Raw genomic sequence first — 25,847 nt, 5'->3', positions numbered from 1 at the left:
CGAATTCTGAGCGTTCTGGCTCACTTCACTCCTCCAGAGGTCAGGCCACCGACGAGGTAGCGCTGGAACACGAGGTACAGCACGACCACGGGCACGGCGCAGATGAGGGACGCCGCCATCATCTGCCCGTAGAGCGGGACCGCGCCACCCTCTTGCGTCGCCCCGAAAACCTGCAGCGCCACGGCGGCGGTGCGGGTCTCCGGGTTGGTCAGCACGGATGCGAACAGCACGTCGTTCCAGCCGAGCAGGAACGCGAAGATGCCGGAGACGACGATGCCCGGCCAGCTGAGCGGCACCACGATGCGGGTCAGAATGCGCCACGACGACGCCCCGTCGATGCGCGCCGCCTCCTCCAGCGCCTTGGGCAGGCCGCGCAGGTAGGTGACCATGACCCAGGTGGAGAACGGGAGCGCGAACGTCAGGTAGGTGATGAACACCGCCCAGCGCGTCCCGATGATCTGCACGCCGAGCAGGCTGGCGGTCGACGAGAACAGCACGAACACCGGGAGCAGCATCAGCGTTCCGGGGATCGACTGCAGGCCGAGGAGCCCACGCAGGAAGGTCAGGCGCCCGCGGAAGTCGTAGCGGACCAGCACGTACGCCGTCGCGACGGCGAGGAACGCGCAGACGATGGCGACCGCCACGCAGACGATCACACTGTTCATCAGCCCGGTGCCCAGATCCACCGTCGTCCACACCTTGAGGTAGTTGTCGAGGTGCAGCTCGGTCGGGAAGAACGCTCCCCCGGCGACGGAGACGTCGGAGTTGACCGACGCGAACAGCATGTAGAGCACGGGACCGAGCACGATCACCAGCAGCACCGTGATCACCACGACGAGCAGCGGCCGAGGGAGCAGGCGGGTGATGTCGGCCGAGGACGGCTTGACGGCGGTCATCGTTGTTCCTCTTCCCCAGAGTCGAGTTTCACGGCCCGCAGGTAGATGAACAGCGGGATCGCGATGAGCACGAGCGAGCAGATCGCCATGGCGGCGCTCAGGCCGAAGCGGAAGCTCTGGAAGCTGGTGACGTATGTGAGCACCGGCAGAACGTCCACATCCTGAGGGGCGGGGACGCCGAACAGCACGAACGGCAGCGTGAACGCGTTGATGTTGTGCAGGAACGCGATGATCAGCGCCAGCAGGATCGGACCGCGCAGGTACGGCAGGATCACCGAGCGCAGCTTGATCCACCAGGTCGCGCCGTCGATCGCCGCCGCCTCGTGCACCTCGTGGTCCACGGACTGCAGACCGGCGAGCACGAGCAGGTAGAAGAACGGCCACGACGTCCAGATCTGCACGACGATCAGCGACCAGTAGCTGAGAGGGCCGTTGAGGAACAGCCCGGTGTGGATGCCCATCCCGCCGAGAACGGAGTCGACGACGCCGCCCGGCTGCAGCATGGTGCGCCAGAGCGTGCCGACCACGAACGCGGGCAGCACGTACGGGATGAGGAAGAGCGAGCGGACCAGCGCACGGCCGCGGAACTTGTTCTGCGTCGCCAGGGCGGCGGCGAGGCCGATCGGCATGGTGACGACGGCCGCGATCAGGGCGAACGAGACGCTGATGCCGATGGAGCGCAGCAGCGACGACGACGTGATCGCCTCGACGTAGTTCTGCAGGCCGATGAACGGCGCCTGCAGCCAGCTCTGCAGCGTGTACTGGTCGAGGTCGAGGGAGGACATCACCGCGGCCACGATCAGCGGCACCACGATGATGATGAGCATGAGGATGCCGCCGGGCAGCAGCATCCAGAGCGGCCGGTTGCGCTCGTACTTGCGCTTGCGGCGGGGGCTCTCGGTTCGGCCGGGGCGGCCGCCCGCGGGGGTGGACCCCGCGGGCGAACCGCTCTCGTGGCCGGTCGCGCCTTCCGGCGCGGCCAGGGTGGAGTTGGACATGATCGGTCCCGGCTACTTGGCCTTGTTCAGCGAGCTCTGCGCGGCGTCCTGCGCCGTCTTGAGCTTGGCGTCGAGGTCGGAGGACGAGACGGAACCGCTCGACAGCGACGGGATGGACTGCACCACCACGTTCACCAGCGCGAGCTGGGTGTCTCCCCACGCGCCGCTGAACGGTGTTCCGTACGCCTTCGTGCCCGCTTCGAGGATCGGGGCGATGAGCTCGTTCCCGTTCTCGATCTGCTTGGCCGCGTCGGCGTTCGTCGGAAGATCCCCGAAGGTCTTGGTGTACTTCACCTGGTTGTCGGTGCTGGTCAGCATCTTGATCAGGGCGAAGGCCAGATCCTGGTTCTTCGAGTACTTGGCCACGACCATGTTGTCGCCCGAGATGATCGTCGCGGCGGCCTTGCCGTCGCTCGGCAGCTTGGTGGCTCCCGGCGGAATGGTCGGCATCACTGCGTACGCGTACTTGCCTGCGACGCCGGATTTGTCGAGCGAGACCTGCGAGGACGACGACACCATCGGCAGGAATGCGGCCTTGCCGTCGGCGAAGGCGGCGACGGCCTGGGCGTTCTTCCACCCGATCGAGGCGGGGTCGACCACCTTGTCCTTGGTGAGCCAGCCGAAGTACGTCTCGTACGCCTTCTTCACGGCGTCGTCGTCGATCGTCGCCTTCTTGCTCTTCAGATCCAGGATGGTGTTTCCCTGCTGCATCGACATCGCCCAGACGAACTTCCACGGGTCGAAGCTGTCCGCGTATGCAATCGCCATGCCGTGCACGTCACCCGTGGTCAGCTTCTTGGCCTGCTCGGCCAGTCCGTCCCAGGTGTCGGCCGGCTTGTCGATGCCCGCGGCCTTCAGCAGATCCTTGTTGTACGCCAGGACGAACGGGCGGCTGAGGAACGGGATGCCGACCTCGTTCTTCTCATCCGGTCCGGAGATGCCGAGGGTCGCGGGGACGAAGCGGTCCCGGCCGCCGACCTTCTTCCAGTCGTCGTCGGTGAGCTTCACGAACGCGCCGGTGGAGTACGCGGTGGGAGTGAAGGTGGTGCCGAGGTCGTAGATGTCCGGACCCTGGCCGCTCAGCACCGAGGTCTGGATCTTGGTCAGCTCGTCGTTCGCGGAGGCGAAGGTCTCGAACTTGACCGTGGCTCCCGTCTCCTTCTCGAACTGAGCCGAGACATCCTTGAACCACTGCTGCTGTTCGGTCGGATAGAGCGAGTTGGCGGCGATCATGACGTCGAGGGTCTTGCCCTTGCCGTCGACGGGGCCGGAGCTGGAGGAGTTGGTGCTCCCCGACGAGGAGCAGCCGCTCAGGGCCAGGCCGATGACGGCCAGCCCGGCGACCGCGCCGAGCGCGATGCGAGATCTCATTCGTGACTCTCCTTTGAGACAGGGACGTGAGTTGTCAGCACCCTCTGCTGGTGCACGGAGGATGGTTGCTGAGGACTCTAGGCACCACGGCAATGTTGCTGCAACCGATTGCCAAAAATTGCCATCGTGTGCTGAGATGGCGTCATGCAACCTCTCGCCGGAGCGGGGTCGGATCGCCCAGCCACCCTCGCAGACGTGGCCGCCGTCAGTGGCGTTGCCACCTCGACGGTCTCCCGCGCGCTCTCCAATCCCGGCCGCGTGAACGCTGCGACGCGCGAGCGCATCGAGGAGGCGGCGCGCGCGCTCAATTACGTGCCGAACTCCCAGGCCAGAGCGCTCACCAGCGGCAAGACCAGAGCCATCGCGGTGCTCGTCTCCGACGTGACCAACCCGTTCTACTTCGGCATCATCCGCGGAACGCAGCAGCAGCTCAAGGCCGCCGGATACACGCAGATCCTGGTGGACACCGAGGAGTCGGACGAGCTCGAGGACGGGATGCTGCACAAGCTCCGCCGCTCGTTCGACGGCGCCATCCTCGCTGCCTCCCGTCTCACCGACCGCCGGCTCACGGTGCTGGCCAACGACATCCCGCTGGTCGCGATCAACCGGCAGACGCGGGGCGTCCCGCACATCTTCATCGACACCCCGAGCGGCATCGAGCAGGCCGTCGGCCACCTCGTCTCCCTCGGGCACACGCAGCTCTGCTACGCGTCCGGACCGGAGACCTCCTGGTCGAACGAGGGCCGCTGGCGGGCGATGGTGCGCGCCGCGGAACGCTACGGCGTGACGGCCACCCGGCTCGGCCCGTTCTCGCCGCGGCAGTACGCGGGAGCAGCGGCGGCGGACGCCGTGCTGCACGCCGGCGTCACCGCGTGCATCGCCTTCAACGACCTCCTCGCCATCGGGATGCTCGCCCGGTTCCGCGAGCGCGGCGTCGACGTGCCGGGCGATGTCAGCATCGTCGGCTGCGACGACATCTTCGGCGCCGACTTCTGCAACCCGCCGCTCACCACCCTCACCGCACCCATCGAGCAGGCCGGCCGCACGGCCGTGTCGATGCTGCTCGCCCGTCTCGACGACCAGAGCACGATCGGGATGCGCCAGGGCGCGACGCTGCCCACCCACCTCACCGTGCGGTCGTCCACCGGACCTGCGCGGGAACCGAAAGGACGCCGATGACGACGCTCGCCCCCCATCCAGACCGCCTGTTCCCGGCCGATCCTGCCGAGCGCGACCTGGCACGACGCCTGCACGCCGCCGTCGCGGACGCGCCCATCGTCTCGCCGCACGGTCACGTCCCCGCTGCGATGCTCGCCGACGACACCCCGTTCGGCGACCCGTCGGCGCTGCTGATCACGCCCGACCACTATGTGACCAGGATGCTGCACGCCGTCGGCGTCCCCCTCGACGACCTCGGGCTCTCCCGCAACGGAGCGGCTACCACCGCATCCGGCCGCGAGATCTGGCGGAGGCTCTGCGAGAACTGGGATGCGTTCCTCGGCACGCCCGTTCGGTTCTGGTTCGAGTCGGAGTTCAGCGACGTGTTCGGCCTCACCGAGCATCCATCGGCCGCCACCGCCGACGCACTCTACGACCAGCTCGCCGAGACCCTGACGCGCCCGGAGTTCCGCCCGCGCGCGCTGTTCGACCGGTTCCGCATCTCGGTGCTGGCGACCACGGACGACCCGGCGGACGACCTGGCAGCGCACCAGCGCCTCCGCGACGACCCGACCTTCACCGGCCGCGTGGTCCCCACCTTCCGCGCCGACCGCTACATGCACCCGGACGAGCCGACCTGGCGCGGCCGCCTGGATGCGCTGGCCGCCCGCGCAGACATCGACACCTCCACGTACCCCGGCCTCCTCGCCGCGCTGCGCGCCCGCCGCGAGGCGTTCATCGCCGCCGGCGGCACCGCGACGGACACCGGCGTGATCGACGCGGGCAGCGAGCCGCTCTCCGAGGCGGAGGCGTCGCGCATCCACCTGGCGGCGCTCGACGGCAGCCTGACCGCCGCGGAGGCCGTCGCCTACCGCAGGAACATGCTCTACCGCCTGGCCGAGATGGCCGCGGAGGACGGCCTGGTGATGCAGCTGCACCCCGGCGTGATCCGCAACCACCACCGCCCGACGTTCGACGCGTACGGGCCGGACACCGGCCACGACCTGCCGGCCGTCGGCGGCTTCACCGCTCCGCTCACACCGATCCTGCGCGACTTCGGCACCAGCTCGACCTTCCGGATCGTGCTGTTCACGGTGGACGAGACGACGTTCTCCCGCGAGATCGCGCCGCTCGCCGGGTTCTACCCGACGGTCTACGCCGGTGCTCCGTGGTGGTTCCTCGACACCCCCGCCGCCATCCTCCGCTACCGCCAGGCCATCACGGACAGCGCGGGGTTCACCAAGACCAGCGGCTTCATCGACGACACCCGCGCGTTCTGCTCCATCCCGGCCAGGCACGACATGTCCCGCCGAGTGGATGCGTCGTTCCTGTCCTCCCTCGTGGTCACGCATCAGCTCAGCGAGGAGGACGCGTTCGCCATCGCGCACCGGCTGGTGGACGACATCCCGCGGGCGACGTTCCGGCTGGGCTGACCGGCTCGGCGCGCGCCCGCTCCTGCAATCGCCTCTCGCCATCGGGGAGTTATCTAGCTAAGCTAGTTAAAAGCCGATCTAGCGAGGCGATCATGTCGAAGAAGCACACGGAAGCGCTGGTCGTGGAGTACGACCGCAACGGCGACGCGAGCGAGCTGCAGCTGCGGAGGCGCCCGCTCTCGCCGCCCGGAACCGGGGAGGTGATGGTCGAAGTCATCGCATCCGGCATCAGCCACATCGACGGCTTCATCCGGAGCGGCACGGAGACCGAGTGGGACGAGCCGTTCCCGCGGAGATCGGGGAGCGACTTCGCCGGGATCGTGGTGGAGGCCGGACCGGACACCGCCGGGTTCCCCGTCGGGTCCGAAGTGATCGGGCACGTGCGGACGGGAGCGCACGCCACCCACCTGGTCGTGCCGGTCGCAGCCCTGGTCCCCAAGCCGAAGGGCGTCGGCTGGGAGGCGGCCGGCGGGCTGTACCTGTCCGGCGCGACGGCGCTGGACACCCTGGACGAACTCCGCGTCGGGCCCGGGGACGTGATCGTCATCTCGGCGGCGGCCGGAGCGGTCGGGAGCGTGGAGGCCCAGCTGGCCAAACATGCGGGCGCGCGCGTCATCGGGACCTGCGGTGACCGGAACTTCGACTACCTCCGTCAGCTCGGCATCACACCGGTGCGGTACGGACCAGACATCCAGGACCGCATCCACGAGGCGGCGCGCGGAGCGCAGGTCACCTGCTTCGTCGACAACTTCGGTCAGGACGGCCGCGACCTTGCGAACCTCCTCGGCGTCCCTGCCGCGCGCTACCGGTCGAGCGACGACCGGCGCGACACCGAGCTGCGGCTGCTCGGCGACGACCCGGAGGCGGTCGAGCACGGCACCCGCCAGCTGCAGCGGCTCGCGCAGTACGCGGCCGACCGCGCCTTCACCCTCCTCATCTCCGGGTTCTATCCGCTGGAGGCCATCGCGGACGCATACGCAGACCTGCAGCACCTGCACGCGAGAGGAAAGGTGGTGCTCGGCACGCATCCGGTGACGCGGTACACCTCCCTCAAAGCGCGCGACGTGCAGGAGTCCCGCGCGTGAGACAGTAAGCGTCGATCAGGAAGACGGGGCGTCCAGTAGGGTGAGCAGCCGGGTGGTCGTGCCCCAGGTGCGCACGGTCATCCGCTTGAACACCGGCATGGCCAGGAGCCGCTGGACGCGGGTCTTGGTCGCCTGCGCCTTGACGCGCGAGAAGTAGAGGACGCCGGAGCCGGGCGTCATGGTGTCGACGCCCGCCCGCAGTTCGGGTAGCTCCGCCATCACCTCGTCGGCGGTCAGTGGATGCTTGAGGAAGTAGACGTCGCTGCGCAGGTCGGCGGAGCCGTGCCCGGGAGGGGCATCGGCGACGATCGCCGCCAGCTCGTCCCTCGACCGGAGGATCACAGGGATCTCCGTGCCGAACCGCTCCTGCAGCATCGACTCCAGCGCCGCCTCGAGGGCAGGCCCACCAGACGCGGCGCTCACGTCGGTCGAGAACAGCACGTTGCCGCTCTGGATGTGCGTGCGCACGTCCTCGTATCCGGCCTCGCGGAAGCTCGCGGCGAGCGCATCCATCGCGACCGGGTTCGTGCCGCCGACGTTGATCCCGCGGAGCAGTGCGACGTATCCGGGCATGTGGTCATGATGGCACCGGCGCGGCCGTCGCGGCGAGCTCTTCCAGGTACTCACGCCAGGTGCGCCCTCCGCACAGCGCGCCGTCGCCCGCCAGGTTCTCGCCTGCCCGGTATGCGCGACCGACCGCCCCGGGGATGCGGATGGGCAGGCGCGCCCGGGTCTTCCGGCCGTTCGCCGCGGCGTACGCCTCCGCGAGCTGGCGGATGTCGAGCACCTCCGGTCCCGCGATGTCGGCGACGCGTCCGGCAGGCTCTGCGAGCGCGAGTTCGGCGAGGCGGACGGCGACCGCGTCGACGTCGACGGGCTCGAACCGCAGGCCGCCGGGGGAAGGGAGCAGCGGCAGCTTCGCCATCCCCCGCACCACAGGCAGCACGAAGTCGTGCAGTTGCGCCGCCCGCAGCACCGTCCACGGCACGCCGGAGCCGGCGATGATCCGCTCGGCCTCCGCCTTGGCGCGGAAGTATCCGATCGGCATCCGGTCGGCACCGACCACCGAGATGAGGAGCAAGTGCCGCACTCCCGCATCCCGGGCCGCGGTCGCCACGTTGCGCGCTGCGACGTCGTCGCCCTTCGCCCCTCCGGCGAGGTGCAGCACCACCTCGACGCCGTCGAACGCCGCGGCGAGTCCGGCGCCGCCGACGGTGTCCGCTTCGACATGCTGGACTCCTGGCTCGCCGGTGCGCGGGTGGCGGGAGAGCACCCGCACCTCGTGACCGGCGGCCTTGAGCAGGGGGACGACGCGGCTGCCGATGGTGCCGGTGCCGCCCGTCACGAGCAGGGGAGCATTCATGGTTGTCTGCCTTTCATGTCACATCCGAGGGCGATCCCTCGTCGACATACCGACGATCACGACCGAGGAGATGTGACATGGCCGACCAGAAATTCCTGGCGAGGCGATTCGAGACGGAGCGGCGGCGGCTGAAGGCCATCGCGATCCGCCTGCTCGGCTCCGACGCAGACGCCGACGATGCCGTGCAGGAGACCTGGCTCAGACTCGCACGCGCGGACGTCGCAGGCATCGACAATCTGGAGGCTTGGCTGACCACGGTGGTCTCCCGGGTGAGCCTCGACATGCTGCGCGCCCCGCGCCGCCTGCGCGAACGCTCCTGGCAGGTCGAACCGTGGCGGGACGAGCCCGTCGCCGTCGAGCTCGACCCCGCGGAGCTGGCGGAGGAGAGCGACCGCATCAGCACCGCACTGCTGGTTCTGCTGGAAACGCTGTCGCCCGCCGAGCGCATCGCCCTGGTGCTGCACGACGTCTTCGGCCAGTCGTTCCACGAGATCGCGACGGTGCTCGACAAGACGCCCGCCGCCGCGAGACAGCTCGCCTCCCGGGCACGGCGCCGGGTGCGCGGTGCGGAGGAGCCTGCGCATCCGGAACGCGGGCATACGCGGCAGGTGGTGGATGCGTGGCTCACGGCCGCCAGCACCGGCGACCTCACCGCGCTGCTCTCCCTGCTCGACACGGGAGCGGTGCTCCGCGCCGACTACGGAACCAGCACGCAGCTCGTCGAGGGCGCGCAGTCCATCGCGGAGCAGGCCGTGCTCTCCGGCCGCCTCGCCGCGCACTCCACGCCGATCGTGATCGGCGGCCGACCGGGCGTCGCCGCCGTGCTGAACGGCGTGGTCGCCTCGATCATGGCGTTCGACATCGTCGGGGACCACATCGTCGGCCTCGACGTGCTGGCCGACCCGGCCCGCCTGGCGGAACTGGATGTGCTGGGCGCGCTCGGCGGCTGAGCGGGACGGCGGACCGGGCGAGACCGCTGACACACGGTCTCGCCCGGTCTACAGTTGCCTCATGAAACGCAGTTGGCCGTTCGTCGTGCCTGGCGCGATCCTGGGCATCGTCGGACTGGTGTGGACACTGCAGGGGCTCAACGTGCTGCGCGGTTCGGCGATGAGCGGGTCGCCGCTCTGGGGAACCGTCGGCCCGATCCTGCTGGTCGTGGGGCTGGCCCTGATCGTGTTCGGCCTCGTCCGTCGCCGCCGGGCGCGGTGACCGATCCTGGCCCGTCAGCGGAAGAGTGTGACCGGTCGCGGGATGCGGCCGATAGTTCCCGGTATGCGCACAGCGATCGGGATCCTCCTCGGAGCCGTCGTCGCTGCGGCCGCGCTGGCGACGACACTCGCGACACCGTCGGCGCCCCGCGCGGCCACGGCGTCGACGGCATCGGCCTCTCCGTCGCCGACCGCTGCACCGACGCCGCCTCCCTCCCCGTCCGCCGCAGCCGCTGCGTTCGGGAAGCGGCTCTACCTCGACCCGTACAGCGACGCCCGCCGGGTGGCCGATCGGTTGACCGCATCCGGCGATACCGCCACCGCCGCCATGATCGAGCAGATCGCGAGCCAGCCGACGGCCGTCTGGCTGGGTGAGTGGTACAGCCCGGCCATGCTGGACACAGTGATCCAGCGGCATCTGAAGGCCGCAGCCGCGCAGGGGGCGACCCCAGTGTTCGTCACATACGCCGTGCCCGATCGCGACTGCGGAGGCTACTCCGCGGGTGGCCTCACGCCGGCGACCTATCTCGACTGGAATCGCCGGGTCGCTGCGGCACTCAGCGGAAGCAGGGCGGTCGTCCTGATCGAGCCGGACTCACTCTCCATGCTGCCGAGCGCGAAATGCGCCGGGGTCGCCGACGTGAGGCTGCCCCTCATCCGTTCGGCCGTCGGGATTCTGGCCGCTGCCGGGCTGAGCACCTACTTGGACGGCGGGAACGCCCGCTGGCTGACCCCGGATGTGCAGGCGGGATACCTCACCTCGGCCGGCATCGCGCAGGCGACCGGCTTCTTCACGAACGTCTCCAATTTCGACACGACGCAGTCCGAGCGCACGTATGCGGGCAAGCTGTCGTCGAGGGTCGGCTGGAAGCACTTCGTCATCGACGTCTCCCGGAACGGCAATGGCTGGACGGGCGGCTGGTGCAACCCTCCTGGCGCAGCCCTCGGCCAGAACCCGCAGATCACGCAATCCCCGACGTCCAAACTCGACGCCCTGCTCTGGGTGAAACATCCGGGCACGAGCGACGGCCAGTGCAACGGCGGCCCGGCGGCGGGCGCCTGGTTCGAGAGCGGCGCGGAGGCGTTGGTGCGCGGCCGCGGTCAGTGACCGGTCGAAGCGGACGACAGTAGGGACGCGAGCCGCTTCTTCTTCCGGTTCTCCGCCGCGATCCACGCGATGTCCGGCTGTGCGGTGTCCAGGGCGATGAAAGCGGGGATGCCCGCTCCGGGGTCGGCGGCGACCGCGACGCTCCAGCAGTAGCCGAGCGCCTGCCGCAGGGTCCGCGCATCCGGTTGCTTGCGACGGTCGTCCGGCAGGGCGGCGAGGCCGGCCGTCGCGGTGCGGCAGGCGTCGACGGCGGCGGCCGCCGCCTCCGGTGCGCGCAACAGCCTCGGCTCACACAGCGCTGCGACCGCTGCGCGCTGCACCAGCGGGTCACCGTCCTCCACCCACTGCCGCACGATCGCGATCAGCTCCGACAGGGCCCGGTCGCCCAGGTGCTGCAGCCCGATCGCGACGCCTTCGCGCACCCGCCACCGCTCGTCCGCCGCCAGCTCGCGCGCCGCCTTCTCGTCGGCCGGGTCGTCGGCGCGCGCGCCCAGCGCGGCGGCCGCGCACATCACGGGATACTCGCCGCCCGACGCGAGGAGCACCTCCACCGCCTCCCGGTCGGCGACCTTCGCGACCGCGTCCGCCAGCGGGAGGTTGGCGCGGGGACCGGGAAGACCCGAATGCTCCTCGAGATACCGGGGCCATTCCGGCTTCCCGAGTTCCTGCAGCTCCCCCACCCAATCCTCAGCGCGCATGGCCAGAGCATAGCGGTGGGGGTCTCTCAGCTGAGCGCCGCCCGTAGCTCCGCGGCGGTCGCCTGCGCGCCCGTCCCTCCGCGCCCGCGCACGGACAGCGATCCGGCAGCAGCGGCCCAGCGCAGTCGCTCCTCCTCGGTCGCCACGCCGCCGAGCATGGCCGCGAGGTAGCCGGCGTCGAAGCTGTCGCCCGCCCCCGTCGTGTCGGAGACCTCCACCACGAGTCCGGGGGCGGTCGCGGACTCCTCGCCGTCGTCGAACGCGATCCCGCCGTCCGCTCCGGCCTTCACCACCACCCGGCAGCCGAGCGCGGACAGCCCGGAGGCCGCGACGCCCAGGGCGGTGACCGGATGCCCGAGCACGGCCGAGCCGATCGCGAGCGCCTCCTCACGGTTGGGCAGGAACACTGCGACGCGGCTGAGCACGTCCGCGAGGCCGTTCCAGTCCTCCGCCGGGTCCCAGTTCGTGTCGATGCTGGCCGTGATGCCCTGCGCCGCGAGGTCGTCGAGCAGGGCAGGCAGCTGGGCGGCGAGGCCCGGCTGCAGGAAGTACGACGCGATGTGCACGTGGCGCGGGCGCAGCGTGGCGACCGCGGCAAGGACCGCCTCCGGAGTGAGCGACGGGATGGTGCCTGGCAGCGTCAGGATCGCCCGGTCGCCCGGCTCGGAGAGCACGACGGACAGCCCGGTCGGCACGGCGGGATCCGTCGCGACGGCCGTGTCGTCCACGCCGGCCTCGCGCAGCCGGTCGCGCACGAACGCGCCGAACTGGTCGTCGCCGACCACCGCGGCGAGCGCCGTGCGCATCCCGAGTCTCGCCAGCCCGCAGGCCACGATCGCCGCACTGCCGCCGAGCAGCAGGTCGGCGGAGTCGAGCAGCTGCTCCGCCTGGCCGAAGCGGGGAACGGTGTCGCCGGTGAGCAGCAGGTCGGGGTTGGCGTCCCCCACCACGAGCACATCGACCGGTGGATGCCCGGCGCTCACCCTTTCAGCCCGGAGAACGTCATGGTCGCGATGAACTGGCGCTGCGCGAACAGGAAGAACAGGATCAGCGGCAGCGTGGCGATCACGTTGCCCGCCATGATCAGGCTCCAGTCCGTCTGGTGCGCTCCCTGGAAGTTCGCGATGCCCAGCTGCAGGGTGAACGACGACTGGTTGTTGATCGCGATGAGCGGCCAGACCAGGTCGTTCCAGGCGCCCAGCAGGGTGAAGATCGCGAGCGTGGCGAGCGCTGGACGGGCGAGCGGCAGCACGATCCTGAAGAAGATCTGCCAGCGGTTGCAGCCGTCGATGGCTCCCGCCTCCTCCAGCTCGGCGGGCAGGCTGAGGAAGAACTGCCGCATCAGGAAGATCCCGAACGCGGTCGCCAGCCACGGCACGATCGCCGCGCCCAGCCCGTTCAGGAGTCCGAGCTTGGCGAAGAGGATGTACGTGGGGATCATCAGCAGCTGCGTCGGGATCATGATGGTCGCGAGGATCATCAGGAAGCCGAAGTTGCGCCCGGCGAACTTCAGCCGGGCGAACCCGTATCCCGCCAGCGAGCAGAGCACGATGTTGGAGACGATCGCGGTCGCGGACACGATCACCGTGTTGCCGAGCCAGAGCAGGATGTCCGTCTGGCCGAACAGCTTCACGTAGCCGTCGATGGTGAAGTGCGACGGCACGAACGGCGGAGGGAACGCCACCAGCTCCTTGGCCGGGGAGAACGACGCGAGCGCCATCTGCAGGAACGGCACCAGGAACAGGATCGCGATCGGGAACAGCACGAAGTGCCACCCGCTCATCTTGGTGCGCTTGCCTGCGCCGCGCGTGGTTTCCCTCGCCACCTGATCGGAGGCCTGGGAGACCTCGTCGAGAATCGTCGCCATCAGAACGCCTCCGAACCGCGGCGCCGCTGGAAGATCACGACGCCGATCGTGATGAGCAGGGTGGCCGCGAACAGCACGTACGCGGCGGCCGAGCCGTAGCCGAACTGCAGGGCGTGGAACGCCTTGTCGTAGAGGAAGTAGACGATCGTCCTCGTCGCATCCAGCGGCCCGCCGCGCGTGGTCGTGTACACCAGGTCGAACAGCTGGATGGCCTGGATGGTCTGCCAGATGCAGACGAACACCGTCACCGGAGCCAGCTGCGGCCAGACGATGCGCCAGAACGTCTGCCACGGGTTCGCGCCGTCGATGCGCGCCGCCTCGATGAGGTCGGCAGGCACATCCTGCAGCGCGGCCAGGTAGATCACGGTGGTGAACGCCGCCGAGCCCCAGAGCGACATGATCGCGATCACGAGCATGGCCTGGTGCGGGTCGTCGAGCCAGCCCTGCTGCGGCAGGTGCAGCACCCTCAGGATGTTGTTGACCAGTCCGAACTGCGGGCTGAACAGGTAGGTGGAGAGGATGCCGGTGGACGCCGCCGATGCGACGAACGGGACGAAGATCGCGGTGCGGTAGAACCCCATCCACCGGATTCGGCGGTTGAGCGCGACGGCGAGGAACAGGCCGAGCAGCACCGAGGCCGGCACGAACAGCAGCGTGAATCCGAGCGTGTTGAGGACGGAGTTGCCGAAGTCGGCGTCCGTCACCAGGTTCGCGTAGTTCTCGCCGCCGACCCAGGTGGCCTCGCTGAAGCCGTCCCAGCTCTGGAAGGACAGGACGAACGCCCACAGTGCGGGGAAGATGGAGAGGCCGAGGATGATGATCGTCGCGGGGGCGACGAACCCCCAGCCGGTGAGCGAGGCGGCGAATCCAGGGCGCTTGGCCCGGCGCGGCCGGGTCGCGTCGGAGGACGCGCCCGGCCGGCCGAGCGTTCGTGCGGTGCTGTCTGTCATGAACGAGACCCCGCTACTTCTTGTTCAGCGCCTGGTCGGCGGTCTTCGCAGCCTGTTCGAGGGCGCTCTTGGGTTCGCCGTCGCCCTGCAGCACGCTGGAGATCGACTTGCCGATGGCCACGGAGAGCGCCGCGTAGCCCGTGGAGGTGGGGCGCGTGTTCTTCACGTTCGCCGAGTTGGCGACGAAGACCTCGTAGCCGGGGAAGGCGGCCGCTTCCTTCTTCACGGCATCCGAGTCGGCCTCGGAGGAGCGGAGCGGCAGGTTGCCGAGGGCCACGTTGAAGCGCTCGTCCTGCTCGGCGGAGGTGAGCCACTGCGCGAACTGGGTCGCCCAGTATGCGCGGTTCTTGTCCTTGTGGTCGAACAGGGCCCAGATGTCCGGGCCGGACACCGTCTGGTGGTCGCCGTCCGTGCCGGGCAGCTGCACCACCCCGTACTTGGTGCCGCCGGTCTTCAGGTCGGAGAGCTGCCACGGGCCGGAGGTGATCATCCCGATGCGGTCGCTCGTGAAGAGCTGCCCGAACTTGGTGTCCGTCTGGTCGAGGTAGACGCTCTTGTCGTCGACGGCCATCGACTGCAGGAAGGTGAGCGCGTCGACACCGGCGGATGACGCGAACTCCGATTTCGTGCCCGCGTCGTTCAGGATGCTGCCGCCGTTCTGCCACAGGTGCGGCCAGAATTGCCAGGTCGTCTCCTCGCTGCCGGAGACGGAGTATCCGTAGCCGTAGACGTGGTTCGCGGGGTCGGTGAGCTTCTTCGCCGCGGCGCGGAAGTCGTCCCAGGTCCAGTCCTTGGTCGGATAGGCCATCCCCGCCTTGTCGAACAGGGTCTTGTTGTAGAGCAGCCCGATGTTGTCGACGACCGCGGGGAACCCGATGACCTTCTTGCCGCTGGGCTGCGCCGTGCCGCGAGCGGCCTCGGTGAACTCGTCCCACTTCACGTCCGGCTTCTTCACCTCGGCGGAGATGTCGAGCGTGCGCCCGGACGATTCGAGCTGGCCGGCCCACGAGCCGAACGCGTACGACATGTCCGGATACTGGTCGCCCGCGAATCCGGCGGACAGCTTCTGCAGCAGCTGGTCGGTCGACGACGCGCCGGGCGAGAGGTCCACGTTGACGTTCGGGTGGAGCTTCTCGAACTCCTTCGCCAGCGACTCGACGATCTTCTCCGCGGCGTCGGACTGACCGGACCACACCTGGATGGTCACCTTGGCCTTGGTGTCGAGAGTGGTCGCTCCCTGCGAGCCACTGCATCCGGCCAGAGCGGTCACCACTGCTGCCGCCGCCAGGATGCCGGTGGTGCGGAGTATCCGCTTCGTGAGTGGAGCAATCATCGTCGGTTCCTCTTCTCGAGTTCTGCTGTTCGGGATGTTCGGGTCTGGGGACGCTCTGTCAGCCCAGCACGATGGAGCGCGTCAGGAGGCGCGGGTTGTCCGGGTCGAGTCCGCGCTGCTCGGCGATCGCGACGGCGAGGCGCTGTGCGTCTGCGAGCTCGACGAGCGGGTCGCCCGTGGACGTGCGCACCAGGGCCCCGGTGCGCTCGATGTCGGCCACCAGGCTCGGCTCCGCATCCCCGAGGATCCAGACGATCGAGCGCTCGTCGGCCACCGCGAGCGGTCCGTGCCGGTAGTCGAGCGCCGGGTACGACTCCGACCAGGCCTGCGCGGCCTCCCTGATCTTCAGCGCTGCCTCCTGGGCGAGCCCGTACGTCCAGCCGCTGCCGAGGTAGACGAAGTGGGAGAGGGCGCCGGTCTCGATGCCGAGCGGGGCGGCGAGGCGCGCATCCACCTCGTCCGGCAGGCCGGACACGTCCTCGCCGAGCGCGTGCCGCGCGAGCAGGAGGAAGGTGGTGGGGAAGCGCGTCTGCACGACCGACTTCTCGTCGGCGAAGTCGAGCAGCAACACATCGTCGACCCTGGCCGCGAGGGGCGAGTCCGCCACGCCGGTCACGGCGATGGTGCGCACGCCCTCGGGGATGATGTCCAGCGCCTCGATCACCTCGGTGGTCGTGCCCGAGCGGCTGAGCAGCACGACGGCGTCGTAGTCGCGCCATGGCCACGGCTCCGACGCGTACGCGGCGTCCGTCACACCGAGTCCGGCGCGCTCACGCAGCGCGGCGTACGACTCCGCGAGGAAGGCGCTGGTGCCGCAGCCGAGCACGAGGACCCGCGAGCCCGGCAGGGCGAGCAGCTCGTCCGCGACGGCGGACCTGCTCTCGATGGCCTCCCGCCAGATGGCCGGCTGGCTGGCGATTTCGACGGACGTCAGTGACACGAGTTGCTCCTGTGGGTCATGGGTGGTGCTGCGCGACGGTGCGCGCTGGCTTCATCCTTGATGGCAAGTGAGCGATTGACAATCACAATGCGCATATCGCTCACTCGTTGTGATTGTTTGTTACAGGGAGGTTTCCAATGTGCCGCCGAGAGCGACAGGGAGGAAGGATGCGTGGCGCGCGGTGAGCTCGTCGCAGAGCTCCCAGATCTGCTCGGGGGTCAGCGACGACGACGCGTTCGGGTCGGTCAGCACGGCACGGCGGACCAGTTCGGGGTCGCCCGTCTTCGCCGCCTCGATCGCCAGCTCGGCGACGGAGAGGTATGTACGGTTGAGCGCTGCGCCCTGCACCGGGATGGCGCCGAACGGCAGGGGATGCACGCCGTCGGCATCCACGCGGCTCGGCACCTCGACCACCGCGCCTTCCGGCAGGTTGTCGATGAGACCGCGGTTCACGACGTTCGCATGGATGATGCGCTCGGTGCCCGTGAGGATCGAGTGGATGACCTGCGGCGCGTACTCCGCAGCACCCTCCTCGAGCTCCAGGTCGTCTCCGACGGCCAGCGCCGCCTTCGCGTGCTCGAACTCCGCGACGTTCTCCTCGGAGATGCCGATGTACTCGAGCGGGCGCAGCCGGAAGCGCTCGATCTGCTCCGGCGACCGCAGGAACCAGTCGAGGTACTCGGACGAGTGCTCGCTCGTCTCCGTCGGGTAGAAGCCGATGCGGCGGAAGATCTCGACGCGCACGCGGCGCAGCAGCTCCGGGTCCTTCTCGATCGCCGCGCGCAGCAGCGGGTAGAGGTCTTCCCCGTCGCGCGACCACTCGACGAGCCAGGCCTGGTGGTTCACGCCGGCCGCGCGGTAGTGGGTGCCCTCCATCGGCAGGCCGATCAGCTCGCAGAGGTCGTGGACCGTCCAGTAGACGCTGTGGCAGAGGCCGACGGTCTTGATGCCGGGGGCGACCACGGACATCCACCAGACGTTCATGGCCATCGGGTTGGTGTAGTTGAGGAACCAGGCGTCCGGGCACAGTTCCGTCATGTCGGCGGCGATGCCGGAGAGCACGGGGAACGTGCGCAGGCCACGGAAGACCCCGCCGACGCCGGTGGTGTCGCCGATCGTCTGCAGGAGTCCGGCCGCCGCGGGGACTTCGAGGTCGACGCGGGTGGCTGCGATGCCGCCCACCTGGATCATGTTGATCACGAAGTCCGCGCCGGCCAGCGCCGCACGGCGGTCCAGCGTGGCGACGATCTCCGTCTCGCGGCCGAAGCGGGCCGCGACCTGCTCTGCTGTGCCGCGGGCGACTTCGAGGCGTTCCTCGTCGATGTCGTGGAGCACGATGCGCAGGGTCGGAAGGTCGTCGAACCGGTAGAGGTCGGCGAGCAGCTGGCGGGTGAAGACGACGCTACCTGCGCCGAGGAAGACAATCTGTGGCATGGAGCGATCCTGCGGTACTGTGTCAACTCTGCGCAACAGAATGAGCGAATCGCGAATAAAGTGCTCAGAACGAGTGATCGTTTCACCGCCGACGCTGAAAGGGGCGACCATGCTCCCTCCGACCACCGAGTCACTGATCGCCCGCGTCACCACGGGACGGCGCGCCGAACGGCTGGTGGCCATCCTGGATCTGGTCACCGAGCACGGCACCATCGGCCTGACCGAACTCTCCGACACGCTCGGGATCTCCGCAGCCACCGCCCGCAGGGACCTCTCCGACCTCGCCGACCAGAACCTCCTGCTGCGCACCCACGGAGGAGCGTCAGCGCTGGAGCGCCGCAGGGAACTCCCCGTCGTGCTGCGGGACACCCGGTTCCAGGAGGCGAAGCGTGCCATCGCTCGCGCGATGCTGCGGCGCCTGCCGTCGGAGCGCCACGTGGTCGCGCTGGGCGGCGGCACGACGACGGCGAGCGTCGCCAGGGCCCTCGCCAACCACCGGGACATCACCGTAGTGACCAACTCGCTCACCATCGCGAACCTGCTCTCCGGCTACGCGGGCGTGCGGCTCGCCATGACCGGCGGGTTCCTGCGCCCCGAGTCCCTCGAACTCGTCGGAGCCCTTGCCGAGAGCACCTTCAACGCCGTCAACGTCGGCACCGCCATCCTCGGGGCGGACGGCGTCAGCGCCTCCGCCGGCGTCACCACGCACGACGAGACGGAGGCTCGGACCAACCGCGCGATGGTCGCGAAGGCCCAGCGCACGGTCGTCGTCGCCGACGGGTCGAAGATCGGCACCGTCGCACTCGCCCAGATCGCCGACGCCGCCGAGATGGAGCTGCTCATCACCGACAGCTCGGCCGACCCCGCCGAGCTGGAACGCCTGCGCACTGCCGGCGTGCAGATCGTCATCGCGGACGAGGAGTGACCGGGATGCGCGTCGGACTCCTCGGCACCGGCCCGATGACCAGAGCCATCGGCGCCCGCCTCGTGCAGGCAGGGCACACCGCCGTGATCGGCAGCAGGGACGCGCAGCGCGCAGCCGCCGTCGCGCGCGACATCGGCGGGGATGCGCACGGCACCGGATACCGGGATGCTGCGGCATGCGAGGTGGTCATCGTGGCCGTTCACGATCCCGTGGCGGTCGACGTGGTCGCCGGGCTCAGCGAGGTGCTCGACGGCGCCGTGCTGATCGACCTCGGCAACCCGCTCGATCCCCCGCACTGGGAGAGCCGATACGCCGGCGGCCCGTCCCTCGCCGAGCGGATCGCCGATGCCGCTCCCGGTGCGCGCGTGGTCAAGGCGTTCAACACCGTGTACGCCGAACTCCTCGCCCTCCCGTCCGCAGCGGGCTCAGAGCCGCCGCAGACGTTCATCGCGTCCGACGACGCAGAGGCCGCCGCCCTCGTCATCGCGCTCGCCCGCGAGCTGGGCACGGCCCCCGTGGATGTCGGTTCGCTGCGCATGGCCAGGCACCTGGAGGCCGTCGCCGGCTTCGAGGTGGCGATGGTCGCATCCGGGTTCGCTGCCGCTGTCGCGACACGGTTGTCGGCGGTGCCCCCGGCCTGACGGGGCCGTGCCGCCGGGGCCGTCGGCTACCAGGGCGCGCGGGTGCCGTCCCAGGACCAGAGCGCTCCCGTCGGGCCGTCGTCCGGGAGGAGTGCGAGCCGCACGGCTCCCGCGGCAGCCTCCGCCGGGTCTCCGCCGACCGACATCCCGGCGACGAGATTGGTACGGCGCAGCCCGGGCGCGAGGGCGTTCACCTTGACGCTCTCGCCGAGCGCCTGAGCCATGAGCAGCGTGACGGCGTTGACGGCCGTCTTCGAGCTCCGGTACGCGATCCCGCCGCCCTTGACCCGCTCCCAGTCGAACTGGGGGTTCTGGCCGCTGTTCCAGGTGAGCGATCCCGTTCCGCTGGACACGTTGACGATGCGCGGGTGCTCCGACCTCCGCAGCGCGGGGAGGAACGCCTGCGTAACGCCGATGAGGCCGAACACGTTCGTCTCGTACGCGACGCGGAACTGCTCGATGCTGGTGCCGTCGATGTCCTCCCCGCCGGGGTTCACGCCCGCGTTGTTGACCAGGATGTCCACTGACCCGACCTGGAGAACGGCCGCCTCGACCGATGACGGGTCCGTCACATCCAGCTGCACGGCGTGCGCGGACGAGCCCAGTTCGGCGGCGGCCGTCTGCCCTTTGCCGAGGTGGCGTGCTCCGACCCAGACGGTCACGCCGAGACCGATCAGGTGTCGCGCTGTTTCCAGTCCGATGCCGCTGTTCGCTCCGGTGACGAGTGCAATCAGGCCGGGTTCCGGCGGCCTGATCGCGTCGGGGAGACGGTCGATGTCTGTCATGATGCTTCCTTTCCAACTCCAACGGTGTGGTTGGATTCTAACCCCATTCGGCTCATCTCCAACCCACAAGTTGGTATTCTGTGAGGATGGCATGGGACACCGACGGCACGCAGCGCCGACTCCGCGACGCCGCTCTCGTCGAGTTCGCCGAACACGGCTTCGAGGGTACGACCGTGGCCGCCATCGCCTCCCGGTCCGGTGTCAACAAGGAGAGGCTCTACCGCTACTTCGGCGACAAGGAGGCCCTCTGGAACCTGGTGCTGACCACCGAGCTGGAGCGACTGTCCGCCGCCGTCACCCTCACCGGGGCCGGGCTGGACGACATCGGCGAGTTCGCCGGTGCGACCTACGACTACCACTCGGCGCATCCGGAGCTCGGCCGCCTGCTGCAGTGGGAGGGCCTGCAGTCCGGGCCGCCCGCCCACGCCGAGGTGCGCACGGAGCACTACCGCGAGAAGGTGGCTCGCTTCGCCGCCGCCCAGCGTGACGGCTTGATCGACCAGGCGATCGATCCCGCTCACCTCGTCTTCTCCCTGATCGCACTGGCGGCGTGGTGGCAGACGGTGCCTCAGCTGGCCGAGATGATCACCGGTGCAGGCCCGGACGACCAGGCTGAGCGCGCGGCACGGCGCGGCTTCGTGGTGGAGGCGGCGCGGCGGCTGGCGTCACCAGCCCGCCGCTGACCATCCGTTCTCCCGTCACTGCGGAACCACGACGACCTTCCCGCGAATCTCCCCGGCCGCGACCTCCGGCAGCTCGCTCAGCGGAACACGCTTGGCGACCTCGACGGCCAGCTCTCCGCTGTCGACGAGTGCCACCAGCTGCGCCAGCTGGTCCGCCCTGGCTTCGACGAAGACTCCGGCCGTGCGCACACCCCGGGTGTCGTCGCCCGGCGTCGTCATCCACGCGGTCGTCGCGACGACGATGCCGCCGTCGCGCACCAGGGGAACGAGCGCCTCGAACTGCTCCTCGCTGATCGGCGCGAGGTTCAGCAGCACGTCGACCGGCTCGCGGACCGACTCGACGATCCCGGATGCGGTGTGATCGATCACCTCGTCCGCTCCGGCCGCCAGCACACTCGCCCTGCTGCGCGGGCTGGCCGTGGCGATCACGTGTGCTCCCGCCCGCTTCGCGAGCTGGATGGCGTACCCGCCGACCGCTCCCCCGGCTCCGACGATCAGCAGGCGCTGACCACCCTGGAGGCCGGCGAGGTCGAACAGGGCCTGCCAGGCCGTGAGCGCCACCGACGGCAGCGCGGCCGCATCCGGAAGCGGGATCCGCGAGGGAGCCGCAGCGAGCACGGCCGCCGGCGCCACGACATACTCGGCCGCGGAGCCGTCCTCCCCCATCGGGAGGAACCCGACGACCGCGTCGCCGACCCGGAAACCGGTGACTCCGTCGCCCAGCTCCTCGACCGTCCCTGACACGTCGTAGCCGGGGACGTGCGGCAGCGTCACCGGGAAGGGCAGCGTGCCGCTCCGGATGCCGCTGTCCGCGGGGTTGACTGCGGAGCCGGCCACCCGGATGAGCACCTGCCCCTCTCCGGCAACGGGCCGGTCCGCCTCTTCGTAGCGGAGCACATCCGGTCCGCCGAACTCGTGGAAACGCACTGCCTTCATGGTGATCGTCCTCTCGTTGGGTGCTTCGAATCCGAAGCACATGAGGGACGATAGCACTGCTTCGAATTCGTAGCAACTACTTTGACTTCGTAGCAACTGTTACAGTTGCCGCATGTCCCAATCGCCCCGCTCCCTCGACCAGACCGAGCTGGGCGCCTACTTCGCGCTCATCGAGGTCAGCAGCCTGCTCCGGCACGCGGTCGAACAGCAGCTGCGCGAAGCCGGCGACCTCAGCTACGTGCAGTTCCAGCTGCTCGCACGCCTCGGCGACTCCCCGGCGGGCAGCCACCGGATGACCGACCTCGCCGACGGCGTCGTCTACAGCCGCAGCGGCCTTACCTACCAGGCGCAGGTGCTCGACGAGCGCGGACTGGTGACGCGCGCACCATCGGCCGACGACGAACGCAGCACCACCGTCACGATCACCGACGCCGGGCGCGACGTCCTCTCCCGCGTCTTCCCCGGCCACATCGCGGTGCTCGACGAGCTGCTCTACGAGCCCCTTGCCCGGGCAGACGTCGAAGCGCTCGCACGCATCCTGGGAGCGGTCCGCGACCACATGCGCTCCGCCCCGCCCCGTTCCGCTGCGCCGCGGCGCCGCGCGGCGCGCTGAGGTCCGCTCCGCGCTCCGGCGATGCTCCCAGGCCAGAAGGTCGCCTGGACAACGGAGGCATAATGAGCGGATGCCGAAGATCTCCGCCCCCACCGTCGCCGAGCATCGCGTCGCGAAGCGCGCAGCCCTCCTGACGGCGACAGAACACCTCCTCGTCGACGTCGGACTCGCCGGGGTCACCCCGCGGTCGATCGCCGAACGCGCCGGACTCGCGCGGTCGAGCTTCTACGAGTACTTCGGCTCCCGCGACGACATCCTGGCCGCCGTCGCCATCGCGGCATTCGATCGCTGGGCGGAGGAGATCGACGAAGCGCTGGCCGGCGTTCCGGAGTCCGACCGGATGCGCGCGTACGTCGAGGCGACCATGCGCATGACGGCGGACGGAAAGCACTCCATCGCGTCCATCCTGCAGCAGGCGGACATCTCGCCGACCAAGTACGACGACATCATGGCCCTGCACACCACGCTGCTGCGACCCATCAACACCCTTCTCCGCGAGACGGGTGTGCCCGACCCGGATGCGCACGCGACCCTCATCCAGGGCCTCCTGAACGCCGGTGTGCAGCTCGTCACCCACGGCGTCGACCCGGATGCTGCGACCGCCATGATCGCCGACCTCCTCGCGAAGGGACTGCCTGCAGACGCGTCGATTTGAGATCAGCGAGGTTTAGTGACAGACTGTCGGTATCTTTACCGACACACTGTCGGTACCCCTCGCCCTCTCCAAGGATGTGTCATGTTCCTCGCTCTGCGCGAACTGCGGTTCGCTCGAGGCCGCTTCACCCTGATGGGCATCGTGATCGCACTGATCGCCGTGCTCGTGGTGCTGCTCTCCGGCCTCTCCTCCGGTCTCGTCAACGACGGTGTCTCCGGCCTGAAATCCATGCCGGCCACCGCGTTCGCTTTCGACAAAGGCACCATCACCGACAACGCCTTCAGCCGGTCGCTCGTCGACAAGAAGCAGCTGAACTCCTGGCAGGATGCCGACGGCGTCGCTCAGGCGGAGCCGATGGGCGTCAGCATCGTCAATGGCGTCACAGACTCCGACAAGCAGGTGGACCTCACTCTGTTCGGCGTCGAGCCTGGCGGCTTCCTCGACCCCGCCGTCTCCAGCGGAACCCGGCTCTCCGGCCCGGCGGGAATCGTCGTGTCCGAGACCGCGAAGGACGCCGGGCTGAAGCTCGGCAGCACGGTGAAGCTGGATCGCTCGAACGTGGAGTTGACCGTCGTCGGCTTCACCGAAGGCCAGGCGACCTTCGGCCACGTGGACGTCGCGTACCTCCCCATCGGCACCTGGCAGCTGATCGCCTCGAACACGGCCCCGGCCGGTGCGCCGACCCAGGCCGCGATCGACCAGGTCGCATACGACTACTCGAGCGTCGTCGCCATCAAGGCGAAAGACGGCGTCACCCCCGACTTCGCCGCGATCGACAAGACGGCGGGCACCATGACGATGACACGCACGGCCGCATTCAACGCCTCCCCCGGGTACGAGGCCGAGACGATGACGCTGACCATGATCCAGGTGTTCCTCTACGCCATCTGCGCCCTCGTGGTCGGAGCGTTCTTCACGGTGTGGACCATCCAGCGCACCCACGAGATCGCCGTGCTGCGGGCGGTCGGCGCATCCACCGGCTACCTCCTGCGTGACAGCCTCGCCCAGGGAACGATCCTGCTCGTCGGCTTCACCGCCCTCGGCGTCGCAGCGGGTGTCGGGATGGGCGCGCTCATGCCGGACGCCATGCCGTTCGACCTGGAGGCCGGCCCGATCGCCATCGCCTCCCTTCTCACCATCGTCCTCGGGATCATCGGAGCCGGGATCGCCGTCCTCCGCATCTCCCGAGTCGACCCCATCACCGCTCTCGGAGGACAACGATGACCGGAAACACCACCACCCCAGCACTCGAGATCGTCGGAGCACGCCTCGAGCTCGGCGACGGAGACGCCCGCGTCACCGCCCTCGACGACGTCTCGCTCACCGTCCAGCCCGGCGAGTTCGTCGCCGTCGTCGGTCCATCCGGCTCCGGCAAGTCGTCCCTTCTCGCGATTGCGGGAGCGCTCGGCCGGCCGGACAGCGGAACGGTGCGCATCCACGGCACGGACATCACCACACTCAGCAAAGGCGCGGCGGCACGCTTCCGCCTGTCGACGATCGGTTTCGTCTTCCAGTCCGGCAACCTCCTGCCCGCTCTGACAGCCTCCGACCAGCTGCGACTGACCGCCCGTCTGGCGGGCAACCGCGACGCGGACCCCGCAGCCCTCCTCGACGCGGTCGGCATGAGCCACCGCGCCGGCAACCGCCCCGGGCAGCTCTCCGGAGGCGAGCGCCAGCGCGTCGGCATCGCCCGCGCCCTGGTGAACAACCCGTCGCTCCTCCTCGTCGACGAGCCGACGGCTGCGCTCGACCGCGCGCGCAGCCACGAGGTGGTGAGCCTCCTGGCCGAGCGAGCCCACGCATCCGGAGTCGCCGTCGTCATGGTCACCCACGACCGCGGCGTCCTCGACTACTGCGACCGCGTGCTGGAGATGACTGACGGCCGGTTGGCGGAGCTCAGCCCGGTGGTGTGAGCGGACGCGCCGTGCGGGTCGCGAGGAACGGCAGATACGACGCCGCGTGATCGTGCCCGCACGCGCACCGCTCCACGTCCCCGTGCAGCAGCTGCCGCGGCGTCAGACCGGTCAGCCGCAGGCACTCGCGGTTGAGGTGGGCCTGGTCGGCGTATCCGGCGTCGACCGCGAGCCCCGCGATGCCGTCGTCTCCGCGCCTGCCGCTCGGGGCGATCCCGGCCTGCGCCAGCGCGAGGAAGCCCTGGAACCGCAGCGTTCGCTGCAGCACCTTCGGGCTGAGGCCCACCACCTGCAGGGAGCGGCGGCGCAGCTGGCTCTCGGAGAGCGCGACGTGTTCGGCGACGTCCCCGATCCCGACGGGATGCCAGGGCATCAGCACCGCCACCGCCTCCCGCACCTGGCGGTCGCCGCCGCGCTCCGCCCTCCTGAACTCGTGGAGGAGCGTCTCTTCGAGCACGGCGACCGCTCGGCGCACATCCCCCGCCTCCGCCATCCGGTCGGAGAGCCGGTCGGCCAGGCCGCCCCAGGCGTCGCGCAGAACGATCCGCGTGTCCACCAGCTCGTCCAGCACCACGGGCAGCGGCGGCGGGGCACCGGGGAAGAACCGCACCCCCACGATGGTCGTGTGCGGCGGGATGCACTCGATGCTGTGCGCTGTGAGCGGCCCGATCATGGTCGGCGCGCCACCGATCGGGATGTGCAGCTCGACACCCCCGGTCGGCAGGTGCCGCTGCACGTACGGAGCGTCGCCGGTGCGGTGCACCCACACGGTTCGGATCACGTGCGCGAGCGCAGGCGATGGCCGCCGCTCGATGTACGACTCCGTCATCCGTGGCACCTCCCCACCCGCG

The 25,847-nt window shown here is 69.6% G+C and carries 28 protein-coding genes; 13 read left to right on the top strand and 15 right to left on the bottom strand.

Annotated elements, in window-relative coordinates; translation table 11 throughout:
• Positions 1-20: 20 nt before the first annotated feature.
• The 3 genes from HF024_RS02120 to HF024_RS02110 are packed head-to-tail and all read right to left on the bottom strand — an operon-like array spanning position 21 to position 3,265.
• Positions 21-896 (bottom strand): carbohydrate ABC transporter permease, encoded by an 876-nt coding sequence (locus HF024_RS02120; RefSeq protein ID WP_085369901.1) that lies wholly within the window; start codon positions 894-896, stop codon positions 21-23.
• Complete coding sequence (locus HF024_RS02115; RefSeq protein ID WP_085369902.1) at positions 893-1,894, bottom strand: sugar ABC transporter permease; 1,002 nt, start codon at positions 1,892-1,894, stop codon at positions 893-895. The genes HF024_RS02120 and HF024_RS02115 overlap by 4 nt, the downstream gene beginning before the upstream one ends.
• A 12-nt stretch (positions 1,895-1,906) precedes the next feature.
• Positions 1,907-3,265, bottom strand: a complete 1,359-nt coding sequence (locus HF024_RS02110) for an extracellular solute-binding protein (protein WP_168688471.1) — start codon at positions 3,263-3,265, stop codon at positions 1,907-1,909.
• Between the two features lie 144 nt (positions 3,266-3,409).
• Here HF024_RS02110 and HF024_RS02105 point away from each other — a divergent pair, with 144 nt between their 5' ends.
• The 3 genes from HF024_RS02105 (at position 3,410) to HF024_RS02095 (ending at position 6,941) form a co-directional block, all read left to right on the top strand.
• Entirely contained in the window at positions 3,410-4,444 is a 1,035-nt protein-coding gene (locus tag HF024_RS02105; RefSeq protein WP_085369904.1) for a LacI family DNA-binding transcriptional regulator, read from the top strand.
• Positions 4,441-5,856: a glucuronate isomerase gene (gene uxaC, locus HF024_RS02100; RefSeq protein ID WP_168688470.1), complete on the top strand. Its 1,416-nt coding sequence runs from the start codon at positions 4,441-4,443 to the stop codon at positions 5,854-5,856. The genes HF024_RS02105 and uxaC overlap by 4 nt, the downstream gene beginning before the upstream one ends.
• A 92-nt stretch (positions 5,857-5,948) precedes the next feature.
• Positions 5,949-6,941: an NADP-dependent oxidoreductase gene (locus HF024_RS02095; protein WP_168688469.1), complete on the top strand. Its 993-nt coding sequence runs from the start codon at positions 5,949-5,951 to the stop codon at positions 6,939-6,941.
• Between the two features lie 15 nt (positions 6,942-6,956).
• On the opposite strand, the gene HF024_RS02090 is transcribed toward HF024_RS02095, so the two are convergent.
• Both HF024_RS02090 and HF024_RS02085 read right to left on the bottom strand, forming a co-directional pair.
• Positions 6,957-7,514 carry a DUF1697 domain-containing protein gene (locus tag HF024_RS02090; protein ID WP_168688468.1) on the bottom strand — a complete coding sequence of 186 codons (558 nt, stop codon included), beginning with the start codon at positions 7,512-7,514 and terminating at the stop codon, positions 6,957-6,959.
• A gap of 4 nt (positions 7,515-7,518) precedes the next feature.
• Positions 7,519-8,304 carry an NAD(P)H-binding protein gene (locus tag HF024_RS02085; RefSeq protein ID WP_168688467.1) on the bottom strand — a complete coding sequence of 262 codons (786 nt, stop codon included), beginning with the start codon at positions 8,302-8,304 and terminating at the stop codon, positions 7,519-7,521.
• A gap of 77 nt (positions 8,305-8,381) precedes the next feature.
• On the opposite strand from HF024_RS02085, the gene HF024_RS02080 reads away from it, so the two are divergent.
• The 3 genes from HF024_RS02080 to HF024_RS02070 all read left to right on the top strand — a co-directional run bounded on the left by HF024_RS02080 (position 8,382) and on the right by HF024_RS02070 (position 10,623).
• Positions 8,382-9,254: a sigma-70 family RNA polymerase sigma factor gene (locus HF024_RS02080; protein ID WP_168688466.1), complete on the top strand. Its 873-nt coding sequence runs from the start codon at positions 8,382-8,384 to the stop codon at positions 9,252-9,254.
• 61 nt (positions 9,255-9,315) lie between these two features.
• On the top strand, positions 9,316-9,516 hold the full coding sequence (locus HF024_RS02075) for a hypothetical protein (protein ID WP_085369910.1): 201 nt from the start codon (positions 9,316-9,318) through the stop codon (positions 9,514-9,516).
• Positions 9,517-9,579: 63 nt separating this feature from the next.
• Complete coding sequence (locus HF024_RS02070; RefSeq protein ID WP_168688465.1) at positions 9,580-10,623, top strand: glycoside hydrolase family 6 protein; 1,044 nt, start codon at positions 9,580-9,582, stop codon at positions 10,621-10,623.
• On the opposite strand, the gene HF024_RS02065 is transcribed toward HF024_RS02070, so the two are convergent.
• The 7 genes from HF024_RS02065 to melA form a co-directional block, all read right to left on the bottom strand.
• Complete coding sequence (locus tag HF024_RS02065) at positions 10,617-11,321, bottom strand: HEAT repeat domain-containing protein (protein ID WP_168688464.1); 705 nt, start codon at positions 11,319-11,321, stop codon at positions 10,617-10,619. The two genes, HF024_RS02070 and HF024_RS02065, sit on opposite strands and share 7 nt — an antisense overlap.
• A gap of 26 nt (positions 11,322-11,347) precedes the next feature.
• Complete coding sequence (locus HF024_RS02060; RefSeq protein WP_210724002.1) at positions 11,348-12,304, bottom strand: carbohydrate kinase family protein; 957 nt, start codon at positions 12,302-12,304, stop codon at positions 11,348-11,350.
• Positions 12,301-13,188 carry a carbohydrate ABC transporter permease gene (locus HF024_RS02055; protein ID WP_168688463.1) on the bottom strand — a complete coding sequence of 296 codons (888 nt, stop codon included), beginning with the start codon at positions 13,186-13,188 and terminating at the stop codon, positions 12,301-12,303. Before HF024_RS02055 ends, HF024_RS02060 begins: the two co-directional genes overlap by 4 nt.
• Positions 13,188-14,138: a sugar ABC transporter permease gene (locus HF024_RS02050; RefSeq protein WP_168688462.1), complete on the bottom strand. Its 951-nt coding sequence runs from the start codon at positions 14,136-14,138 to the stop codon at positions 13,188-13,190. Before HF024_RS02050 ends, HF024_RS02055 begins: the two co-directional genes overlap by 1 nt.
• Positions 14,139-14,151: 13 nt before the next feature.
• Complete coding sequence (locus tag HF024_RS02045; RefSeq protein WP_168688461.1) at positions 14,152-15,471, bottom strand: ABC transporter substrate-binding protein; 1,320 nt, start codon at positions 15,469-15,471, stop codon at positions 14,152-14,154.
• Positions 15,472-15,529: 58 nt separating this feature from the next.
• Positions 15,530-16,411 (bottom strand): SIS domain-containing protein, encoded by an 882-nt coding sequence (locus HF024_RS02040; protein WP_085369917.1) that lies wholly within the window; start codon positions 16,409-16,411, stop codon positions 15,530-15,532.
• A gap of 120 nt (positions 16,412-16,531) precedes the next feature.
• Positions 16,532-17,845, bottom strand: coding sequence for an alpha-galactosidase (melA, locus tag HF024_RS02035; protein ID WP_168688460.1), 1,314 nt, complete (start codon positions 17,843-17,845; stop codon positions 16,532-16,534).
• Between the two features lie 109 nt (positions 17,846-17,954).
• On the opposite strand from melA, the gene HF024_RS02030 reads away from it, so the two are divergent.
• A complete protein-coding gene (locus HF024_RS02030) occupies positions 17,955-18,770 on the top strand; it encodes a DeoR/GlpR family DNA-binding transcription regulator (protein WP_168688459.1) in 816 nt (271 codons plus the stop codon).
• Positions 18,771-18,775: 5 nt separating this feature from the next.
• Positions 18,776-19,411, top strand: a complete 636-nt coding sequence (locus HF024_RS02025; RefSeq protein WP_168688458.1) for an NAD(P)-binding domain-containing protein — start codon at positions 18,776-18,778, stop codon at positions 19,409-19,411.
• Positions 19,412-19,437: 26 nt separating this feature from the next.
• Here HF024_RS02025 and HF024_RS02020 read toward each other — a convergent pair whose 3' ends face one another.
• A complete protein-coding gene (locus HF024_RS02020; protein WP_168688457.1) occupies positions 19,438-20,196 on the bottom strand; it encodes an SDR family NAD(P)-dependent oxidoreductase in 759 nt (252 codons plus the stop codon).
• An 86-nt stretch (positions 20,197-20,282) separates the two neighbouring features.
• Here HF024_RS02020 and HF024_RS02015 point away from each other — a divergent pair, with 86 nt between their 5' ends.
• Positions 20,283-20,879 (top strand): TetR family transcriptional regulator, encoded by a 597-nt coding sequence (locus HF024_RS02015; RefSeq protein ID WP_168688456.1) that lies wholly within the window; start codon positions 20,283-20,285, stop codon positions 20,877-20,879.
• Between the two features lie 15 nt (positions 20,880-20,894).
• On the opposite strand, the gene HF024_RS02010 is transcribed toward HF024_RS02015, so the two are convergent.
• The gene (locus HF024_RS02010; RefSeq protein ID WP_210724001.1) at positions 20,895-21,815 is read right to left on the bottom strand and encodes an NADP-dependent oxidoreductase; all 921 of its coding nucleotides are present in this window, start codon (positions 21,813-21,815) and stop codon (positions 20,895-20,897) included.
• A gap of 112 nt (positions 21,816-21,927) precedes the next feature.
• Here HF024_RS02010 and HF024_RS02005 point away from each other — a divergent pair, with 112 nt between their 5' ends.
• The 4 genes from HF024_RS02005 to HF024_RS01990 all read left to right on the top strand — a co-directional run bounded on the left by HF024_RS02005 (position 21,928) and on the right by HF024_RS01990 (position 24,996).
• Positions 21,928-22,428, top strand: coding sequence for a MarR family winged helix-turn-helix transcriptional regulator (locus tag HF024_RS02005; protein ID WP_168688455.1), 501 nt, complete (start codon positions 21,928-21,930; stop codon positions 22,426-22,428).
• A gap of 70 nt (positions 22,429-22,498) precedes the next feature.
• The gene (locus tag HF024_RS02000; protein WP_168688454.1) at positions 22,499-23,083 is read left to right on the top strand and encodes a TetR/AcrR family transcriptional regulator; all 585 of its coding nucleotides are present in this window, start codon (positions 22,499-22,501) and stop codon (positions 23,081-23,083) included.
• 81 nt (positions 23,084-23,164) lie between these two features.
• The gene (locus tag HF024_RS01995; protein ID WP_168688453.1) at positions 23,165-24,307 is read left to right on the top strand and encodes an ABC transporter permease; all 1,143 of its coding nucleotides are present in this window, start codon (positions 23,165-23,167) and stop codon (positions 24,305-24,307) included.
• Positions 24,304-24,996 carry an ABC transporter ATP-binding protein gene (locus HF024_RS01990; protein ID WP_168688452.1) on the top strand — a complete coding sequence of 231 codons (693 nt, stop codon included), beginning with the start codon at positions 24,304-24,306 and terminating at the stop codon, positions 24,994-24,996. Before HF024_RS01995 ends, HF024_RS01990 begins: the two co-directional genes overlap by 4 nt.
• Here HF024_RS01990 and HF024_RS01985 read toward each other — a convergent pair.
• On the bottom strand, positions 24,980-25,825 hold the full coding sequence (locus tag HF024_RS01985) for a DUF6597 domain-containing transcriptional factor (protein ID WP_085369926.1): 846 nt from the start codon (positions 25,823-25,825) through the stop codon (positions 24,980-24,982). The genes HF024_RS01990 and HF024_RS01985 overlap by 17 nt on opposite strands.
• Positions 25,826-25,847 lie beyond the last annotated feature (22 nt).

Origin of the sequence: Leifsonia sp. PS1209 (genome assembly GCF_012317045.1) — a bacterium.
GTDB lineage: Bacteria > Actinomycetota > Actinomycetes > Actinomycetales > Microbacteriaceae > Leifsonia.
This window is presented reverse-complemented; position numbering and strand designations above follow the sequence as displayed.

Excerpts from the sequence above, each read along its gene's own strand:
- HF024_RS02025 (WP_168688458.1), top strand. The coding sequence starts at position 18,776 with ATGCGCGTCGGACTCCTCGGCACCGGCCCGATGACCAGAGCCATCGGC.
- HF024_RS02005 (WP_168688455.1), top strand. The coding sequence starts at position 21,928 with ATGTCCCAATCGCCCCGCTCCCTCGACCAGACCGAGCTGGGCGCCTAC.
- HF024_RS02010 (WP_210724001.1), bottom strand. The coding sequence starts at position 21,815 with ATGAAGGCAGTGCGTTTCCACGAGTTCGGCGGACCGGATGTGCTCCGC.
- HF024_RS02055 (WP_168688463.1), bottom strand. The coding sequence starts at position 13,188 with ATGGCGACGATTCTCGACGAGGTCTCCCAGGCCTCCGATCAGGTGGCG.
- HF024_RS02065 (WP_168688464.1), bottom strand. The coding sequence starts at position 11,321 with ATGCGCGCTGAGGATTGGGTGGGGGAGCTGCAGGAACTCGGGAAGCCG.
- HF024_RS02110 (WP_168688471.1), bottom strand. The coding sequence starts at position 3,265 with ATGAGATCTCGCATCGCGCTCGGCGCGGTCGCCGGGCTGGCCGTCATC.
- HF024_RS02000 (WP_168688454.1), top strand. The coding sequence starts at position 22,499 with ATGCCGAAGATCTCCGCCCCCACCGTCGCCGAGCATCGCGTCGCGAAG.
- HF024_RS02020 (WP_168688457.1), bottom strand. The coding sequence starts at position 20,196 with ATGACAGACATCGACCGTCTCCCCGACGCGATCAGGCCGCCGGAACCC.
- HF024_RS02085 (WP_168688467.1), bottom strand. The coding sequence starts at position 8,304 with ATGAATGCTCCCCTGCTCGTGACGGGCGGCACCGGCACCATCGGCAGC.
- HF024_RS02070 (WP_168688465.1), top strand. The coding sequence starts at position 9,580 with ATGCGCACAGCGATCGGGATCCTCCTCGGAGCCGTCGTCGCTGCGGCC.
- HF024_RS02015 (WP_168688456.1), top strand. The coding sequence starts at position 20,283 with ATGGCATGGGACACCGACGGCACGCAGCGCCGACTCCGCGACGCCGCT.
- HF024_RS02080 (WP_168688466.1), top strand. The coding sequence starts at position 8,382 with ATGGCCGACCAGAAATTCCTGGCGAGGCGATTCGAGACGGAGCGGCGG.
- HF024_RS02120 (WP_085369901.1), bottom strand. The coding sequence starts at position 896 with ATGACCGCCGTCAAGCCGTCCTCGGCCGACATCACCCGCCTGCTCCCT.
- HF024_RS02030 (WP_168688459.1), top strand. The coding sequence starts at position 17,955 with ATGCTCCCTCCGACCACCGAGTCACTGATCGCCCGCGTCACCACGGGA.
- HF024_RS02090 (WP_168688468.1), bottom strand. The coding sequence starts at position 7,514 with ATGCCCGGATACGTCGCACTGCTCCGCGGGATCAACGTCGGCGGCACG.
- HF024_RS01990 (WP_168688452.1), top strand. The coding sequence starts at position 24,304 with ATGACCGGAAACACCACCACCCCAGCACTCGAGATCGTCGGAGCACGC.
- HF024_RS01985 (WP_085369926.1), bottom strand. The coding sequence starts at position 25,825 with ATGACGGAGTCGTACATCGAGCGGCGGCCATCGCCTGCGCTCGCGCAC.
- HF024_RS01995 (WP_168688453.1), top strand. The coding sequence starts at position 23,165 with ATGTTCCTCGCTCTGCGCGAACTGCGGTTCGCTCGAGGCCGCTTCACC.
- HF024_RS02050 (WP_168688462.1), bottom strand. The coding sequence starts at position 14,138 with ATGACAGACAGCACCGCACGAACGCTCGGCCGGCCGGGCGCGTCCTCC.
- HF024_RS02045 (WP_168688461.1), bottom strand. The coding sequence starts at position 15,471 with ATGATTGCTCCACTCACGAAGCGGATACTCCGCACCACCGGCATCCTG.
- melA (WP_168688460.1), bottom strand. The coding sequence starts at position 17,845 with ATGCCACAGATTGTCTTCCTCGGCGCAGGTAGCGTCGTCTTCACCCGC.
- HF024_RS02115 (WP_085369902.1), bottom strand. The coding sequence starts at position 1,894 with ATGTCCAACTCCACCCTGGCCGCGCCGGAAGGCGCGACCGGCCACGAG.
- HF024_RS02105 (WP_085369904.1), top strand. The coding sequence starts at position 3,410 with ATGCAACCTCTCGCCGGAGCGGGGTCGGATCGCCCAGCCACCCTCGCA.
- HF024_RS02095 (WP_168688469.1), top strand. The coding sequence starts at position 5,949 with ATGTCGAAGAAGCACACGGAAGCGCTGGTCGTGGAGTACGACCGCAAC.
- uxaC (WP_168688470.1), top strand. The coding sequence starts at position 4,441 with ATGACGACGCTCGCCCCCCATCCAGACCGCCTGTTCCCGGCCGATCCT.
- HF024_RS02075 (WP_085369910.1), top strand. The coding sequence starts at position 9,316 with ATGAAACGCAGTTGGCCGTTCGTCGTGCCTGGCGCGATCCTGGGCATC.